General features: G+C 73.6%; 16 protein-coding genes. 13 read left to right on the top strand and 3 right to left on the bottom strand.

The features are described 5' to 3' along the window. Window positions 1–12: 12 nt before the first annotated feature. The 3 genes from O3X23_RS14140 to O3X23_RS14130 are packed head-to-tail and all read left to right on the top strand — an operon-like array spanning window position 13 to window position 2,536. Window positions 13–906 (top strand): ABC transporter substrate-binding protein, encoded by an 894-nt coding sequence (locus O3X23_RS14140; RefSeq protein ID WP_269271686.1) that lies wholly within the window; start codon window positions 13–15, stop codon window positions 904–906. Then, window positions 903–1,775, top strand: a complete 873-nt coding sequence (locus tag O3X23_RS14135) for an amino acid ABC transporter permease (protein ID WP_269271685.1) — start codon at window positions 903–905, stop codon at window positions 1,773–1,775. Before O3X23_RS14140 ends, O3X23_RS14135 begins: the two co-directional genes overlap by 4 nt. Next, entirely contained in the window at window positions 1,772–2,536 is a 765-nt protein-coding gene (locus O3X23_RS14130; RefSeq protein ID WP_269271684.1) for an amino acid ABC transporter ATP-binding protein, read from the top strand. Before O3X23_RS14135 ends, O3X23_RS14130 begins: the two co-directional genes overlap by 4 nt. On the opposite strand, the gene O3X23_RS14125 is transcribed toward O3X23_RS14130, so the two are convergent. Beyond that, window positions 2,533–3,093: a GNAT family N-acetyltransferase gene (locus O3X23_RS14125; RefSeq protein ID WP_269271683.1), complete on the bottom strand. Its 561-nt coding sequence runs from the start codon at window positions 3,091–3,093 to the stop codon at window positions 2,533–2,535. The two genes, O3X23_RS14130 and O3X23_RS14125, sit on opposite strands and share 4 nt — an antisense overlap. 57 nt (window positions 3,094–3,150) lie before the next feature. Between O3X23_RS14125 and O3X23_RS14120 the strand changes: the two genes are divergently transcribed. Next, window positions 3,151–3,537 carry a VOC family protein gene (locus tag O3X23_RS14120; protein ID WP_269271682.1) on the top strand — a complete coding sequence of 129 codons (387 nt, stop codon included), beginning with the start codon at window positions 3,151–3,153 and terminating at the stop codon, window positions 3,535–3,537. On the opposite strand, the gene O3X23_RS14115 is transcribed toward O3X23_RS14120, so the two are convergent. After that, window positions 3,521–4,951, bottom strand: a complete 1,431-nt coding sequence (locus O3X23_RS14115; RefSeq protein WP_269271681.1) for an aminotransferase-like domain-containing protein — start codon at window positions 4,949–4,951, stop codon at window positions 3,521–3,523. The genes O3X23_RS14120 and O3X23_RS14115 overlap by 17 nt on opposite strands. On the opposite strand from O3X23_RS14115, the gene O3X23_RS14110 reads away from it, so the two are divergent. Next, window positions 4,950–5,843, top strand: a complete 894-nt coding sequence (locus O3X23_RS14110; RefSeq protein ID WP_269271680.1) for a DMT family transporter — start codon at window positions 4,950–4,952, stop codon at window positions 5,841–5,843. The two genes, O3X23_RS14115 and O3X23_RS14110, sit on opposite strands and share 2 nt — an antisense overlap. 138 nt (window positions 5,844–5,981) lie before the next feature. Continuing rightward, window positions 5,982–6,509 carry a DUF5134 domain-containing protein gene (locus O3X23_RS14105; RefSeq protein ID WP_269271679.1) on the top strand — a complete coding sequence of 176 codons (528 nt, stop codon included), beginning with the start codon at window positions 5,982–5,984 and terminating at the stop codon, window positions 6,507–6,509. Between the two features lie 27 nt (window positions 6,510–6,536). On the opposite strand, the gene O3X23_RS14100 is transcribed toward O3X23_RS14105, so the two are convergent. Further along, the gene (locus O3X23_RS14100; protein WP_269271678.1) at window positions 6,537–7,655 is read right to left on the bottom strand and encodes a hypothetical protein; all 1,119 of its coding nucleotides are present in this window, start codon (window positions 7,653–7,655) and stop codon (window positions 6,537–6,539) included. Between the two features lie 249 nt (window positions 7,656–7,904). Here O3X23_RS14100 and O3X23_RS14095 point away from each other — a divergent pair, with 249 nt between their 5' ends. The 7 genes from O3X23_RS14095 to O3X23_RS14065 all read left to right on the top strand — a co-directional run bounded on the left by O3X23_RS14095 (window position 7,905) and on the right by O3X23_RS14065 (window position 15,288). Next, entirely contained in the window at window positions 7,905–8,843 is a 939-nt protein-coding gene (locus O3X23_RS14095) for a M56 family metallopeptidase (RefSeq protein ID WP_269271677.1), read from the top strand. An 82-nt stretch (window positions 8,844–8,925) separates the two neighbouring features. Continuing rightward, a complete protein-coding gene (locus tag O3X23_RS14090) occupies window positions 8,926–10,194 on the top strand; it encodes an NAD(P)/FAD-dependent oxidoreductase (protein ID WP_269271676.1) in 1,269 nt (422 codons plus the stop codon). Continuing rightward, window positions 10,191–10,916: a DUF1365 domain-containing protein gene (locus O3X23_RS14085; RefSeq protein ID WP_269271675.1), complete on the top strand. Its 726-nt coding sequence runs from the start codon at window positions 10,191–10,193 to the stop codon at window positions 10,914–10,916. The genes O3X23_RS14090 and O3X23_RS14085 overlap by 4 nt, the downstream gene beginning before the upstream one ends. Next, window positions 10,913–12,259: a class I SAM-dependent methyltransferase gene (locus O3X23_RS14080; RefSeq protein WP_443047847.1), complete on the top strand. Its 1,347-nt coding sequence runs from the start codon at window positions 10,913–10,915 to the stop codon at window positions 12,257–12,259. Before O3X23_RS14085 ends, O3X23_RS14080 begins: the two co-directional genes overlap by 4 nt. Further along, window positions 12,256–13,059 carry a DUF1295 domain-containing protein gene (locus O3X23_RS14075; protein WP_269271674.1) on the top strand — a complete coding sequence of 268 codons (804 nt, stop codon included), beginning with the start codon at window positions 12,256–12,258 and terminating at the stop codon, window positions 13,057–13,059. The genes O3X23_RS14080 and O3X23_RS14075 overlap by 4 nt, the downstream gene beginning before the upstream one ends. 160 nt (window positions 13,060–13,219) lie before the next feature. Further along, entirely contained in the window at window positions 13,220–13,870 is a 651-nt protein-coding gene (locus tag O3X23_RS14070; protein WP_269271673.1) for a TetR/AcrR family transcriptional regulator, read from the top strand. A 77-nt stretch (window positions 13,871–13,947) separates the two neighbouring features. Then, the gene (locus O3X23_RS14065) at window positions 13,948–15,288 is read left to right on the top strand and encodes an FAD-dependent oxidoreductase (RefSeq protein ID WP_269271672.1); all 1,341 of its coding nucleotides are present in this window, start codon (window positions 13,948–13,950) and stop codon (window positions 15,286–15,288) included. Window positions 15,289–15,309: the final 21 nt, after the last annotated feature.

Genomic DNA, 15,309 nt, shown 5'->3' with positions numbered 1-15,309 from the left:
CAATGTCCGGCCATGCGTTCCGCGAACCCGCTGTCCCCGCGCCGCGCCGCCATCGCCGCGGCCGCCCTGCTCACCCTCGCCGCCGCCGGCTGCGCGCCCCAGGAGGACTCCTCCGCGAGCAGCACCACGCCGCCCGCGGGAACGTCCGCCGCGAGCTGTGCCCCCACCGGTCTGTCCACCCGCACCGCGGGCAAGCTGACCGTGGGCACGGACACGCCCGCCTACGACCCCTGGTTCACCGAGGACAAGCCCGCCAACGGCAAGGGCTTCGAGTCGGCGGTCGCGTACGCCGTCGCACAGCAGCTCGGCTACGCCCAGGCCGATGTCGTCTGGCAGACCGTCGCCTTCAACAACGCGTTCGCGCCCGGCGCGAAGGCGTTCGACTTCGACATCAACCAGGTCTCCATCAGTGAGGACCGCAAGAAGGCCGTCGACTTCTCGTCCGGCTACTACGACGTGCGCCAGGCCGTCATCGCCCTGAAGACCTCAAAGATCGCGAACGCGAGGACCATCGCCGATCTGAAGGGCGCCAAGCTCGGCGCCCAGGTCGGCACCACCAGCCTGGACGTGCTGAACGACGTCATCAAGCCGACCCAGCCGCCCGCCGTCTACCAGAAGAACGACCTCGCCAAGAGCGCGCTGAAGAACGGCCAGGTGGACGGCATCGTCGTCGACCTGCCCACCGCCTTCTACATCACCGGCGCCGAGGTGCCGGAGGCCGAGGTCGTCGGGCAGTTCGAGGCCGGCGGCGCCCAGAAGGAGCAGTTCGGCCTCGTCCTGGACAAGGGCAGCAAGCTCACCGCCTGCGTCAGCAAGGCCGTCGACGCGCTGCGCAAGGACGGGACTCTCGCGGGGCTGGAGAAGCGCTGGCTGTCCGAGGCCGTCGACGCGCCGGTGCTGAAGTGACGCTGGAGGACGTCCGGCAGGACACCTACCGGCCCTCCGAGCGGCGGATCGAGCGGGAGCGCTTCCGGCGCGCCCGCACCCGGCGCGCGGTGACGATCGGCGCGGTCAGCTCCCTCGCCACCGCCGGGCTGCTCATCGGGCTCGTCGTCAGCTCCCCCGGCTGGCAGCGCACCCGCGAGACGTTCTTCAACGCGCACGACGCCCGCGCGTCGCTGCCGAAGATCCTCGACGGGCTCTGGCTCAACCTGCAGCTGATGGTGGTGTGCGGAGCGGTCGTGCTGGTCCTGGGGCTGCTGCTCGCCATCACCCGCACCCTGCGCGGGCCGGTGTTCTTCCCGCTGCGCGCACTCGCCACCGCCTATGTCGACTTCTTCCGCGGACTGCCGCTGATCATCTGCCTGCTCGGCGTGGTCTTCGGCGTCCCGGCGCTGCGGCTGCAGGGCGTCACCACCGATCCGGTGGTGCTCGGCGGGACGGCGCTGGTCCTCACCTACTCGGCGTACGTGGCCGAGGTCTTCCGGGCCGGCATCGACACCGTCCACCCCAGCCAGCGCGCGGCCGCCCGCTCGCTGGGGCTGAGCAGCGCGCAGACCATGCGCCATGTGGTGCTGCCGCAGGCCGTCCGGCGGGTCGTCCCTCCGCTGCTGAACGACCTGGTCTCGCTGCAGAAGGACACCGGCCTGGTGTCGATCGCCGGCGCGGTCGACGCGGTGTACGCGGCGCAGATCTACGCGGGCAAGACCTTCAACTACACCTCGTACGTCGTGGCCGGCCTGATCTTCGTCGCGCTCACCATCCCCATGACGCGCTTCACCGACTGGATCACCGCCCGGATGAACCGCCGCCAGTCGCAGGGAGGGACCGTATGAAGGACGACGTGAGCGCCACCCCCGTGCTGCGGCTGGAGTCGGTGCGCAAGACGTTCGGCTCCACCGTGGTGCTGCGCGACATCGATCTCACGGTGCCGCCGCACACCGTCACCGCCCTGATCGGCGCCTCGGGCTCCGGCAAGTCGACGCTGCTGCGCTGCGCCAACCTGCTGGAGGACATCGACGACGGGGCGATCTTCCTGGACGGCGAGGACATCACCGATCCGCGCGTCGACCCCGACTCGGTGCGCCGCCGGATCGGCGTCGTCTTCCAGGCGTACAACCTCTTCCCGCACATGACGGTCCTCGAGAACATCACCCTCGCACCGCGCCGGGTGCACAAGGTCGCGCGCGCCGAGGCGACCGAGCGGGCCTGTGAACTGCTCGACCGGCTCGGCCTCGGCGACAAGGCCGGCGAGTACCCGGACCGGCTCAGCGGCGGACAGCAGCAGCGCGTCGCGATCGTCCGGGCGCTGGCCGGGAAGCCGCGGCTGCTGCTCCTCGACGAGATCACCGCGGCGCTCGACCCGGAACTGGTCGGCGAGGTACTGGGCGTCGTCCGCGACCTCAAGGAGCAGGGCATGACGATGGTGATCGCCACGCACGAGATGGGCTTCGCCCGGGAGGTCGCCGACCAGGTCTGCTTCCTCGACGCCGGGGTGGTGCTGGAGCGCGGCACACCGAAGCAGGTGTTCGGGGCGCCGGAGCAGGAGCGCACTCAGCGCTTCCTGCGGCGCTTCGCGGAGGCCGGGCGGCTCTAGTGGTTGCGGCCGTTGGCGAAGTCCTTCACCAGCAGCTCGAACTCCAGGTCGTCGCGCTGCGGCACCCCGAAGCGCTCGTCCCCGTAGGGGAAGGGGTGCGTCTGGCCGGTGCGGGCGTAGCCGCGGCGCTCGTACCAGGCGATGAGGTCCGCGCGCGCCGTGATCACCGTCATGTGCATCTGCGCCACGTCCCACTCCTCGGCGGCGAAGCGCTCGGCCTCCGCGAGGACCGTCTTCCCGAGGCCGCCGCCCTGCGCCGTGGGACGGACCGCGAACATCCCGAAGTACGCGTGGTTCCCGCGCCGTTCGAGGTGGCAGCACGCGATCAGCTCGCCCTCACGCTCCACCAGGACGAGCCGGCTGCCCGGCTTCTCGATCACCTCGACGACACCTTCCGGATCCGTCCGCTGTCCCTCCAGAATGTCCGCCTCGGTCGTCCACCCGGCCCGGCTCTCGTCCCCCCGGTAGGCCGACTCCACGAGGGCGACGACGGCGGGAACATCGGCCGGCGTGGCCGTGCGGAAGGTCGGCTGCGCTGTGCGCTCGCTGATGTCCATGGGGCCGAGGCTACCGGGAGGCGCATCCGGGTCACGGGGGGCGGGTAGCTGTACCGCATGGTGAATGTGGTGAGCAGCCGGATCCTGTTGCAACCGACCGACCTGGAACGATCCCGCGCCTTCTACCGGGACGATCTCGGGCTGGCGATCTACCGGGAGTTCGGCAGCGGTCCCGGGCGCGGCACGGTGTTCTTCCTCGGCGGCGGCTACCTGGAGGTCTCCGGGCGCTCCGGGGCGCCGGCCAGTGGGGCGCTGCGCATCTGGCTGCAGGTCCCGGACGTCGCGGCGGCCCACGCCGAACTGGCCGGTCGCGGGGTCCCCGTGCTGCGGCCGCCGCTGAAGGAGCCCTGGGGGCTGGTCGAGATGTGGATCGCGGATCCCGACGGGCTGGAGATCGTCGTGGTGGAGGTACCCGCCGACCACCCGATCAGATACCGGCCCTGACCTCGGCGAACGCGCCCGCGAGCCGCCGGATCCCCTCGTCGATCTCCTCGGCGCCGCTGGTGTCGGAGAAGCTGACGCGGATGTACGGAGCCGGCGCCTCCGCGGCGAAGTAGGGCCGCCCGGCCGCCACCGCGACCGAGGCGCGCAGCGCCGCCGTGCACAGCTCCGTCTCGTCGGTGCCGTCGGGCAGCCGCAGCCACAACTGGTAGCCGCCGGCCGGGGCACGGGCGGGAAGGAGCTCGGGCAGGTCGCGCCGCAGGGCGCCCAGCATCGCGTCACGGCGCTCGCGCAGGCCGGTCGCGACGGCCCGCAGATGGCGCGGCCAGGCGGGCGCGCCGACGAGTTCCAGCGTCGCCTCCTGGAGGGGGCGGGCGACGAAGAAGCTGTCCACGACCTGGATGGCGCGCAGCCGCTCCACGACCGGGCCGCGGGCGATGAGCGCGCCCACCCGCAGGCTGGGCGACGTGGGCTTGGTCAGCGACGTCACATGGACGACGGTGCCGTGCGGGTCGTCGGCGACCAGCGGCGCGGGCAGCGGGCCGCCGTGGCCCAGCCGCCGCGCGAAGTCGTCCTCTATGACGAACGCGCCGGCCGCCCGGGCGATCCCGGTGACCTGCGCCCGCCGTACGGGGGCGAGGACCGCGCCCGTCGGGTTCTGGAAGAGCGGCTGGCAGAAGAACACCCGCGCACCGGTGGCGTCGAAGGCGTCCGCGAGCAGGTCGGGGCGTACGCCGTCGGCGTCGGTCGGCACCGGGACCGGCCGCAGGCCGGCCGCGCGGGCCACCGCGAGCACGCCGGGGTAGGTCGGAGACTCGACGAGCAGTGCGGAGCCGGGCGGGGCGAGCGCGCGCAGCGCGGTGGTGAGCGCGGCCTGGCCGCCCGCCGTGATCAGCACCTGGGCGGGTCCGACGCCGGCCTCGCGCGCGAACCAGGTGCGCAGCGCCGTCAGCCCCTCCACCGGCGGCCGGTCCCACGCCCCGGGCCGGCGGGCCGCGCGGGCGAGCGCGGCGCCGAGGGCCTGCTGCGGCTGGAGGTCCGGGTGCAGGTAGCCGCCGTTGAGCGGGATCACACCGGGCGGCGGAGCGGCGAGGGTGGCGAGCACGCCGGAGGCGTCGACGACGCGGGGGGCGGGCTCGCCGTGCTGGTCGCCGGCGGTCAGGGCGACCTGCTGCCAGGAGGTGTCGACGGGGCCGGCGGCGGGCGCCGCCTGTGACCGGTAGGTGCCGGAGCCGGGACGGGTCTCCACCAGACCCTCGGCGGCGAGCGCGGCCAGCGCCCGGGAGACCGTCACGGGGCTGACGCCGAACCGCTCGACGAGTGAACGACTCGACGGCATTTTGGCGCCTGGGGAGAAGCGCTTCAGCTCCCCGCGCAGCGAATCCGCCAGAGAAGTCGAACTGCTACCGTCATTCATGACAGCAGACAATAGCGCTATCGCACTACGGCCGATAGCGGTGAACGGCACCGCACTCGCCGCGCTCGGCGTCGCGATCTTCTCCTTCACCTTCCCCGCGACCCACTGGGCGCTCGGCGGCTTCGGGCCGTGGACCACGGTCGCGGTGCGCGGCGTCCTCGCGGCGGTCATCGCGGGCGCCTGCCTGATCGCCGGGCGGGCACCGGTCCCCGCCCGCGAGCACTGGCCGGGGCTGCTGGTCGTCGGCCTCGGCGTCGTCGTCGGATTCCCGCTGCTCACCACGTTGGCGCTGACGACCACCAACACCTCGCACGCCGCCGTCGTCATCGGCGCGCTGCCGCTGGCCACCGCCATCGTGGCCGCCGTCCGGGAGGGGAACCGCCCGTCGCGGACCTTCTGGGCCGCCGCCGTCGCGGGCGCCGGGGTCGTCACCCTGTTCACCCTCGCGCAGAGCGGCGGTGCGCCCACCGCCGGCGACCTCTACCTCTTCGGCGCGCTCGCGGTGTGCGCGGCGGGCTACGCCGAAGGCGGGCGGCTGGCCCGGGTGATGCCCGGACTGCGGGTCATCTCGTGGGCTCTGATCGCGATGCTCCCGTTCACCCTGGTCGGCTCGCTCGTCGCCCTGACCTTCGAGCCGGTGCACCTCAGCGGCCGGCCGCTGCTGGGGCTGGCGTACCTCGCGGCCGTCTCCCAGGTCCTCGGCCTCATGGTCTGGTACCGGGGCATGGCCGCCATCGGAGTCCCCCGCGCCAGCCAGCTCCAGCTCGCGCAGCCGCTGCTGACGCTGGTGTGGTCGGCGGCACTGCTCGGCGAGCACCTGGGCGCCGCCACCCCGCTCGCGGCGCTCGCCGTCCTGGTCTGCGTGGCGGTCACCCAGCGCGCCCGGACCTGACCTGCCGCGGGCGCCCCCCCGGTACGTCCGTGCGCTCGGGTGTGCGCCCTCGTGGCTGGGCAACTCTCCAGCGGACCGCCGTCGCCGACGGACGCGGGGCGGCCGGTGGGCGGGAACGCCGCGAACGGGAGGCCGGTCATGCACGGACCACCGCTGGTGGGATGGCTGCTGGTCGTGCTCAGCGCCGCGACGGGGCTGTCGTGCCTGCTGCGGCACGCGGCACGCGACGAGGCCCTGATGGGAGCCGGCATGGCGGTGATGGCCGTGCCCGTGTCCGTACTCGACCCCAGGCCCTGGGGGACGCTGCTGCTCGCGGTGGTCTTCGCGGCCGCGGCGGTCCGGGCCCTGCTGCTCGCCCGGCAGCCGGGCCACCATCTGCACCACGCCCTGGGCGCCGCCGCGATGGTCTACATGGCGGCGGCGATGGGCACGGCCGCCCCGGCCGGCGGCCATGCCGGGCACACCGCGGCGGGCGCGCCGCTGCTGACGGGGGCGCTGCTGCTGTACTTCGCCGGGTACGTGCTGGCCGCCGGGGCCCGGCTGGTGACGGTGGCGGCCGTCGCCCCGGCCGGCGGTCCGCCGGCCGGGGCGCCGATCGCGCCGGAGCTGGCGGCGTGCCGGGTCTCCATGGCGCTGGGCATGTTCGCCATGCTGCTGGCGCTGTGACCCGGGGGCCTTCCGGCCCCCGGGGCGTCAGCAGGCGAGGACGAGCGGCGGTCGCCAGACCTGGCCGTCGCCGGGGGTGCCGGACGGCGTGGTGGAGTTGAGGGGCACGAACCTCATCTGCGCCCCGGCCTCGTTCCGGTCGCCCGTCCACAGGTCGATGGCCTGCCAGGCCTGCCCGTCGACGACCGACACGGTCCGGGCCTGCCCGCCGCAGCTGTTGGCGGAGATGAGGCGGCGGCCGTTCGCGGGCTGGCCGAAGCCGAGGTTGGGGGGCGCCACCCAGGTCCCGTAGAGGTTCGTGGTGGTGGCGTAGCCGGTGCCGGTGCCGGTGCAGTAGCCGCACCCGGGATCCGAGTAGGTGAGGAAGTACTGCCCGCTGGAGCGGTCGTACCAGCCGCCCGGGCTCTCGATGTTCTTCAGTCCGGCGACGGTCGATCCGCCCACGCCGGACCCCCCGACGCCGTACCCGTTGAGCTCCTCGATGGACAGGGAGAGCGCGCCGGGCATCGTGCACACCAGCGCCGGCGCGGCGCCCGGTGTGGCGGAGTCGATGAAGCCCATGTCCCCGTTGCCGGTGCAGTACTTCAGCACGGGCTTGGCGTACGAGCCGTGCGGCGGACCGGCGGAGGGACCGCACGGGCCGGCAGGCCCGTTGCAGCCCATCGCGTTGTAGGCGTGGGACTTGTCGCGGCCGTAGTCGGCCGGGGAGTTGAACCACAGGATCCACACCCCGTCGTCACTGCCCCAGCCACTGCGCTGGATCATCCGCGCGTTGAAACAGCCCGAGCCGTTGCCGCCGCACTCCACCTGCCAGGACTTTCCGGTGAACGGATCGATGTCGTCCGGGCCGAACAGCAGGGTGGGCGTGGACCAGGGACCCCGGAGCGAGGGCGCGGAGGACACCTTGAAGCCGCACCACGGCGTGTTGGCCTGCTGCCAGTGGAACCCGCACGCGTACGCGGTCCCGTAGGCGTAATACGTGCCGTCGTACTCCTGGATGGTGCCGTCATGCAGGTCGAGCGAGGCGGGCAGGGTGAACGCCGCGGGTCCCCCGGGCGCCGTGTCGGCCTGGGAGACGGACGCACCCCCGAGGAGCGCGACGAAGGAGAGGGCAAGGACGGCGAGCAGGGCACCGATGCGGCACACCACGCCTCCAGTTCGATGAAGTCCTCGCGGACGAGGTCGCGGGCGAGTCGTTCCGATGATCGGCTCGCATGACGCAGCGTATTCGTACCGTTCCGGTAAGTGGCGCGACGCGACGGGCGACCGGCCGACATCACCCGTAGCGGCGAAGCGGCGTGAGACGTGACGGGGCGGTGTGTGGCGGGTGAGGCGTGCATCACTTCGGACGGCGGACCGTACCCGGGGATCCCCCCGCCTCCTAGGCTGAGGGGCATGACGGTCCCGTTCGTGCTGCTGCTGGTCGGCGCGCTGGCGGCGGCGATGACGCCGCGCCTGCTGTCCCGTGCCGCCTGGCCGGAGCGCGAACCCGTGCTGGCCCTGTGGGTCTGGCAGTGCGTCGTCGGCGCCGTCCTGCTGTGCTGTGTCCTGGCGATGGCGCTCAGCGCCGCGGCGGCCTCGGCGGCGGTGCGCTGGCACCTGTTCGGCTTCGCCCCGCACGGCGTCGTGGACGCCTACGGCCTGCCCGGCTACGGGCGCTGGGCCGGATCGCTGGCGATCCTGCTGGCCTGCGGTGGTGTGTGGACCGCCGCGATGCTCACCCGCGAGGTGCGCGGGGCACGGGCCCGGCGCCGCCGGCGACGTGCCGACCTGCTCGTCCGCTCGCCCCGGCTGCCCGGCGAGGAGCCACCGGCCGGTGACCGGCTGGTGGTGCTGGAGGGTGACCGGCCCGACGCCTGGTGGCTGTCGGGCGCGCAACCGCAGCTGGTCGTCACCACGGCCGCGCTGCGCCGGCTCAAGGGCCGCCAGCTGGACGCCGTACTCGCCCATGAACAGGGCCACGTCCGCGCCCGGCACGATGTGCTGCTGCACTGCGCGGGCGCGCTGGCCTCGGGCTTCCCGCAGGTCCCGGTCTTCGCCGGGTTCCGCGACCAGGTGCACCGGCTGATCGAACTGGCCGCCGACGACACCGCCTCCCGCCGCTTCGGCCGGCTCACCACGGCGCTGGCCCTGGTCGAGCTCAACGAGGACCGCGGGGTCTTCGGCCCCTGCCCGACCCCGCTCGCCGAACTGCCGCGCCGCGTGCACCGCCTCCTGGACCCGGCCCCGCGCCTGGCCCCGGTACGCCGCGCGAGCCTGACCGCGACCGCCCTCCTCGTCCCGGCCGTCCCCCTGCTGATCGCCTTCGTCCCGGGCCTCAGCGCACTCGCGTAAACCTCTTTCGTACTCCCACCAATCCGCGCCGGCCGCCGTTCCGAATACCCGACAGGACATGCGGGTGTGAGGAGGGCGGGCTGTGATGACGGAACGACGTCGGGTCGCGATCATCGGGAGCGGGATCGCCGGACTCACCGCCGCGCACGTCCTGCGCGGGACGCATGACGTCCTGCTCTTCGAGGCGGACGCCCGGCTGGGCGGCCACGCCGACACCCATGAGGTCGCCGACGGCGGCCGGGCGTTCGCCGTCGACACCGGCTTCATCGTGCACAACCGCCGTACGTACCCGCTGCTGACCCGCCTCTTCGCCGAACTGGGCGTCGCCACCCAGGAGACCGACATGAGCATGTCGGTGCGCTGCGACGGCTGCGGTCTGGAGTACGCGGGGGCCCGCGGCGCGGCGGGGCTCTTCCCGCGTCCGGGCAACGCGGCCAACGTCCGTTACCTGCGGCTGCTCGCCCAGGTGCCGCGCTTCCACCGGGCCGCTCGCGAGCTGCTGGCGCGGCCGGCGGAGGACCCCGAGCCGACCCTCGGCGAGTTCCTCGCCGAGCGGCGCTTCCCGGCCTACTTCGTCTCGCACTTCATGACGCCGCTGGTCTCCGCGGTGTGGTCCTGCGGCGCGGAGCAGGCCGCCGGCTACCCCGCCCGGTACCTCTTCCGCTTCCTGGACAACCACGGGATGCTCGCGGTGACCGGTGCCCCGGCCTGGCGGACCGTCACCGGCGGCTCGCACGAATACGTCCGCCGGATCGCCAAGCAGCTCACCGAGGTGCACACCTCGGCCCCGGTCCACGCGCTCTCCCGCGGCCCCGGCGGCGTACGGCTGCGGACCGGCGACGGCATGGAGCACACCGCGGACGCCGTTGTCATCGCCGTCCACCCCGACCAGGCGCTGCGGCTGCTCGCCGACCCGACGCCCGCCGAGGCCGACGTGCTGGGCGCGTTCTCCTACTCCGCCAACCCCGCGCTGCTGCACACCGACGCCTCCGTGCTGCCCCGGGCCCGCGGGGCCCGCGGCTCCTGGAACTACCTGCTGCCCTCGTGCGGCGCCACCCCCGACCGCGTCCTGGTCAGCTACGACATGACGCGTCTGCAGCGGCTGGACACGCCGCGGGATTACGTCGTGACCCTCGGCGGCGAGCAACTCGTCGACCCGGCCCTGGTCCTGGACCGCATGGACTACGCGCACCCGGTCTTCACCACGCGCTCGGTCGCCGCGCAGCGCCGGCTCCCCCAGCTCAACAACCCGGTCACCACGTTCGCCGGCGCCTACCACGGGTGGGGATTCCACGAGGACGGCTGCCGCTCGGGCGTCGCGGCGGCCGCGGCGCTGGGGGTGCGGTGGTGACCGCGGCACTGTACGAGTGCGTGGTCGCGCACGTGCGCACCGCACCGCTGCGGCACGCCTTCCGGCACCGCACATACCTGTGGCTGGTCGACGTGGACGCGCTGCCCCGGCTGCCGCGCCCGCTGCGTCCGCTGGCCCGCTTCGAGGCGCGCGACCACTTCGGTGGCGGAGCGCCGAGCCTCCGGGCGGGACTCGACCGCTTCCTCGCGGCGAACGGGGTGGAGCGGCCCGGCGGGCGGGTGCTGATGCTCACCGCGGCCCGGGTGTTCGGCCACGTCTTCAATCCGCTGACCGTCTACTGGTGCCGGCGCGCCGACGGCTCGACGGCCTGTGTCGTCGCCGAGGTGCACAACACCTACGGCGAGCGCCACTGCTACCTGCTGCGGCCGGACGCCGAGGGGCGGGCCGGAACCGCGAAGGAGTTCTACGTCTCGCCGTTCTTCCCGGTGGACGGCGAGTACCGCATGCGGCTGCCGGAGCCCGGCGCGCGACTCGATCTGACGGTCCATCTGGAACGTTCCGGTACCCGGCCGTTCACCGCGACACTGCGGGGCGAACGGCGCCCCGCGACCACCGCGGGCCTGCTGCGGGCCGCCGTCCGGCACCCGTGGTCGACGGCGACCGTCTCCGTGCTCATCCGGGTGCACGGCGTCCTGCTGTACCTGCGCGGCCTGCCCGTGCGGCCCCGTCCCCCGCACCGAACCCAGGAGGGTGTGCAGTGACTGCCCCCGTCTCCCGTCCGACCGTCTCCCGCCCGTCGGCGGCCCGTCCGCCCACGGGCCGTGTGCCCGCGGCCCGCGGCCCGGCGGTGAACCCGGAACGGTGGCCCGATGTCGTCCGGGTGCCCGTCGCGCCGGTCCGCGCGGCCGTCGCCGAGCGCCTGGTGCGGCGGGCCCTGGCCCGCCTGCCGCTGCGCCTGGGCCTGCCGGGCCGCGCCCCCGTGGGGTCGCCGGATCCGGACGCCCCGCTGCTGCGGATCCACCGGCCCGGCCCCTTCTTCGCCCGGATCGGTGAATCCGGACTGATCGGCTTCGGCGAGTCGTACATGGCGGGCGACTGGGACTCCGACGACCTGGTCGGGGTGCTCACCGTGCTCGCCTCGCAGGTCGCGTCGCTCATCCCGGCCCCGCTGCAGCGGCTGCGCGGCGCGTGGGCGCTGCGGCAGCCGTCGGCCCAGCGCAACACGGTCGTCGGGGCGCGGGGCAACATCAGCCGCCACTACGACCTGTCGAACGATCTGTTCTCGCTCTTCCTGGACCGGACCATGACGTACTCGGCGGCCCTGTTCCCGCCGGACGGAGCGCCCGCCGACGCCCCCTCCCCCACCGGGGACGAGCCACTGACCGTGGCCCAGCACCGCAAGATCGACCGGCTGCTGGACCTCGCCGCCGTCGGACCCGGCACCCGGCTGCTGGAGATCGGCACCGGCTGGGGCGAGCTGGCCCTGCGGGCCGCGCGACGCGGCGCGGAGGTGGTGACGGTGACCCTGTCGCGGGAACAGCGCGAGCTGGCCAGGATGCGGATCCGCGAGGCGGGGTACGAGGACCGGGTGACGGTTCAGCTGCTGGACTACCGGCAGATCCGCGGCGAGTACGACGCGGTGGTCAGCGTGGAGATGGTCGAGGCGGTCGGCGCGGAGTTCTGGCCGGTGTACTTCCGTACGCTGGAGCGGCTCCTGGCCCCCGGCGGACGGATCGCCCTGCAGGCCATCACCATGCCGCACGACCGGCTGCTGGCCTCCCGGCGCACCTTCACCTGGATCCAGAAGTACATCTTCCCCGGCGGCCTGCTGCCCTCGGTCACCGCCGTCGAGCAGGTCCTGGCCCGCGACACGGGGTTGCGGATCGCCGAGGACACCGGGTTCGGAACGCACTACGCCCGGACGCTGCAGCTGTGGCGCGAGCGCTTCACGGAGCGGGCCGCCGAGGTGGCGGAGCTGGGGTTCGACGAGACCTTCCGCCGGATGTGGACCTTCTACCTGGCCTACTCCGAGGCCGGGTTCCGGTCCGGCTACCTGGATGTGCGTCAGCTGCTGCTGGTGCGCGGCGCGGCGGGCGCCCGGTGACCCCCTTTCCGTGGGACGACTTCGCCATCGGCCTCGCGGCCTCGGCCGGCGCGACCCTGGCGGTGCTCCTCGCGGCCTTCGCCGTCGGCGCGGCGAAGGGCCTGCACCGGGTCGTGGACGTCGCCTGGGGGACGGCCTTCGCCGCGGTGGCGGCCGTCTCGTACGCGCTGTCGGCGGGCCACGGGGACGAGACCCGGCGGTTGCTGGTGCTGATAGCGACGACGGCGTGGGGACTGCGGCTGTCGGTGCACATCGGGCTGCGCGGCTGGGGCCACGGCGAGGATCCGCGCTACGCCCGGATGCTGTCCCGCGCGCCCGGCAGCCGGAACCTGTACGCGCTGCGCATGGTCTATCTGCTGCAGGCGGCGCTGGTGTGGCTGGTCTCCCTCCCCGTCCAGTTCGCCATGTACGTGCCCGGCGCGCTCAACGGGTTCGCGTCGGCGGGGGTGGCGCTGTGGCTGGTGGGATTCTTCTTCGAATCCGTGGGCGACTTCCAGCTCGCCCGCTTCAAGCGGGACCCGTCCCACCGCGGCGCGATCATGGACCGCGGGCTGTGGAGCTGGACCCGGCACCCCAACTACTTCGGCGACTTCTGCGTCTGGTGGGGGCTGTTCCTGCTCGCCTGCTCGACCCCGCTCGCGACCATCACCCTGGTGTCGCCGCTGGTCATGAGCTTCCTGCTGATCCGCGGCAGCGGCAAGCCGATGCTGGAGCGGCATATGGAGCGCCGTCCGGGATTCGCCGAGTACACCGCGCGAACCAGCGGCTTCTTTCCCCGGCCGCCACGTCACCGCTCCTGAGCGGGCTCCGACTGCGTGCGTGCTGTGACCGGGTCGGCGCCCGGCGGTCCCCCGCGCCGCCGGGCGCCGATCCAGGCCCCCGTACCCCGCATGGCCGCGTAGGCCCCGCGGGGGTGCGTTGAGTATATTGGCTGTGAGCCAGTCAACGCAGGAGTAAAGCATGTCTCCCCGAAGCGCATCGGTCAATGAAGAGATGCGGCGGCGTTCCCGGGAACGGCTCCTGCAGGCGACGGTGGAGCTCGTCGAGGAGCGCGGCTACGAGGCCACCACCCTCGCCGACATCGCCGACCGGGCCGGCTCCGCCCGCGGACTGGTGTCGTACTACTTTCCGGGAAAACGCCAGCTCGTGCAGTCCGCGGTGCACCGGCTGATGCATCTGGAGCTGGCCGCCGCCCTGGAGCGGGAGCCGCACACCGAGGACGGCCGGGAGCGGATGGCGCGGGCCATCGACGCGATCCTGGGCCTGACCCAGACGCACGCGAAACTGATGCGCACGCACATGGCGTCGATCCTCGAGGGCGAGGGCTTCATCCAGTGCGCCGAGCAGCGGCGGCTCGCCGCGCTGCTGGAGAGCACGGTCATCCGCTGGGGCGCGGAGGATCCCGGGGCGGAGTACCCGATGCTGCGCGCGCTGCTGATGGGCGCGGTGGTCGCGCTCCTGGTGCCGGGCGTGCCGATGCCGCTGCCGCGGCTGCGGGCCGAGCTGTTCACGCGGTACCAGCTGGACTGGGAGCTGGGCGTTCCGCCGCCCGCCGCCGACGGGCCCGGAGCGGCGGAGGGCCGCCGCCCGCCGCGCTCGCCGCTCCCCTGAGGAGGCGCCTTCGCGCGCACCCTCCCGCAACGCGGTGCGATGGCGCATGCTGGGCACAGGGCGGAAGGAGCCGGCTCGTGCTTCGTGTCGCAGTAGTGGGTTCAGGTCCCAGCGGTGTGTACGTGGCCGAGGCGCTCACTCGGCAGGCCACTGTGCCGGACGTGGCGGTGGACGTGCTCGACCGGCTGCCGTGCCCGTACGGCCTGGTGCGCTACGGAGTGGCGCCGGACCACGAGAAGATCAAATCCCTGCAGGGCAATCTGCGGCAGGTGCTGGAGGACCCGCGGGTGCGCTTCCTCGGCAATGTCGAGGTGGGGCCGGCGCTCGGTCCCGGGCAGCTCGGCGAGCTCTACCACGCGGTGGTCTACTGCTTCGGCGCGGCCGCCGACCGGCGGCTGGGCGTACCGGGCGAGGACCTGCCCGGCAGTTACTCCGCCACCCGGTTCGTCTCCTGGTACAGCGCCCATCCGGACGAGCCGCCGGAGGGATTCGCGCTGCTCGCCCGGTCGGCGGTGGTGATCGGGGTCGGCAATGTCGCGGTCGACGTGGCCCGCGTGCTGGCGCGCGGCGCGGACGAGTTGCGCCACACCGACATCCCGCAGTCGGCGCTCACGGCGCTGGACTCCAGCCAGGTCACCGATGTGCACATGGTGGGGCGGCGCGGTCCCTCGCAGGCGAAGTTCACCACCAAGGAGCTGCGCGAGCTGGGCGGGCTGTCCGGCGCCGATGTCATCGTGCACTCCGACGAGTTGGCGCTCGATCCCGGGTACGCCGACCCCTCCGCGCTGCCGGCCGCGGCCCGGCGCAACGTCGAGGTGCTGCGTGAGTGGACGACGCGGGTCCCGCAGGGCCGGCCGCGCCGGATCCATCTGCGTTTCTTCCTGCGCCCGGCCGAACTCCTCGGCAGTGGCCGGGTGTCGGGCGTCCGCTTCGAACGGACGGTTCCGGACGGGCTCGGCGGTGTGCGCGGGACCGGTCAGCTGGAGGAGATCGGAGCCCAGCTCGTGCTGCGCTCGGTGGGGTACCAGGGCGTGCCGCTGCCGGGTCTGCCCTTCGACGAGCGGCATGCGGTGGTGCCGAACGACGGCGGGCGGGTGCTGCGGGACGGGGTGCCGTCGCCCGGCGAGTACGTCGCCGGCTGGATCAAGCGCGGGCCGACCGGGGTGATCGGCACCAACCGGCCGTGCGCCAAGCAGACCGTGGCGGCGCTGATCGAGGACGTACCGCGGCTGCTGGCCAGGTCGCTCCCCCGCGATCCGCTGGAGGCGCTGCGGTCGGGCGGCAGCGACCCGGTGGCGTGGCCGGGCTGGCTGTCGATCGAGGCCGCGGAGATGGCGCTGGGCCGGTCGCTCGACCGGGGCACCGTCAAGATCCAGGCCTGGGAGCGGCTGCTGGCCGCCGCCCGGCCGGCCGCCTGATACGGCCGTATCCGTCCTGGC

Origin of the sequence: Streptomyces sp. H39-S7 (assembly GCF_027158205.1) — a bacterium.
Taxonomy (GTDB): Bacteria; Actinomycetota; Actinomycetes; order Streptomycetales; family Streptomycetaceae; genus Actinacidiphila.
Note: the sequence above shows the minus strand (reverse complement) of the source record. Positions and strands in the feature narration are given on the sequence as shown.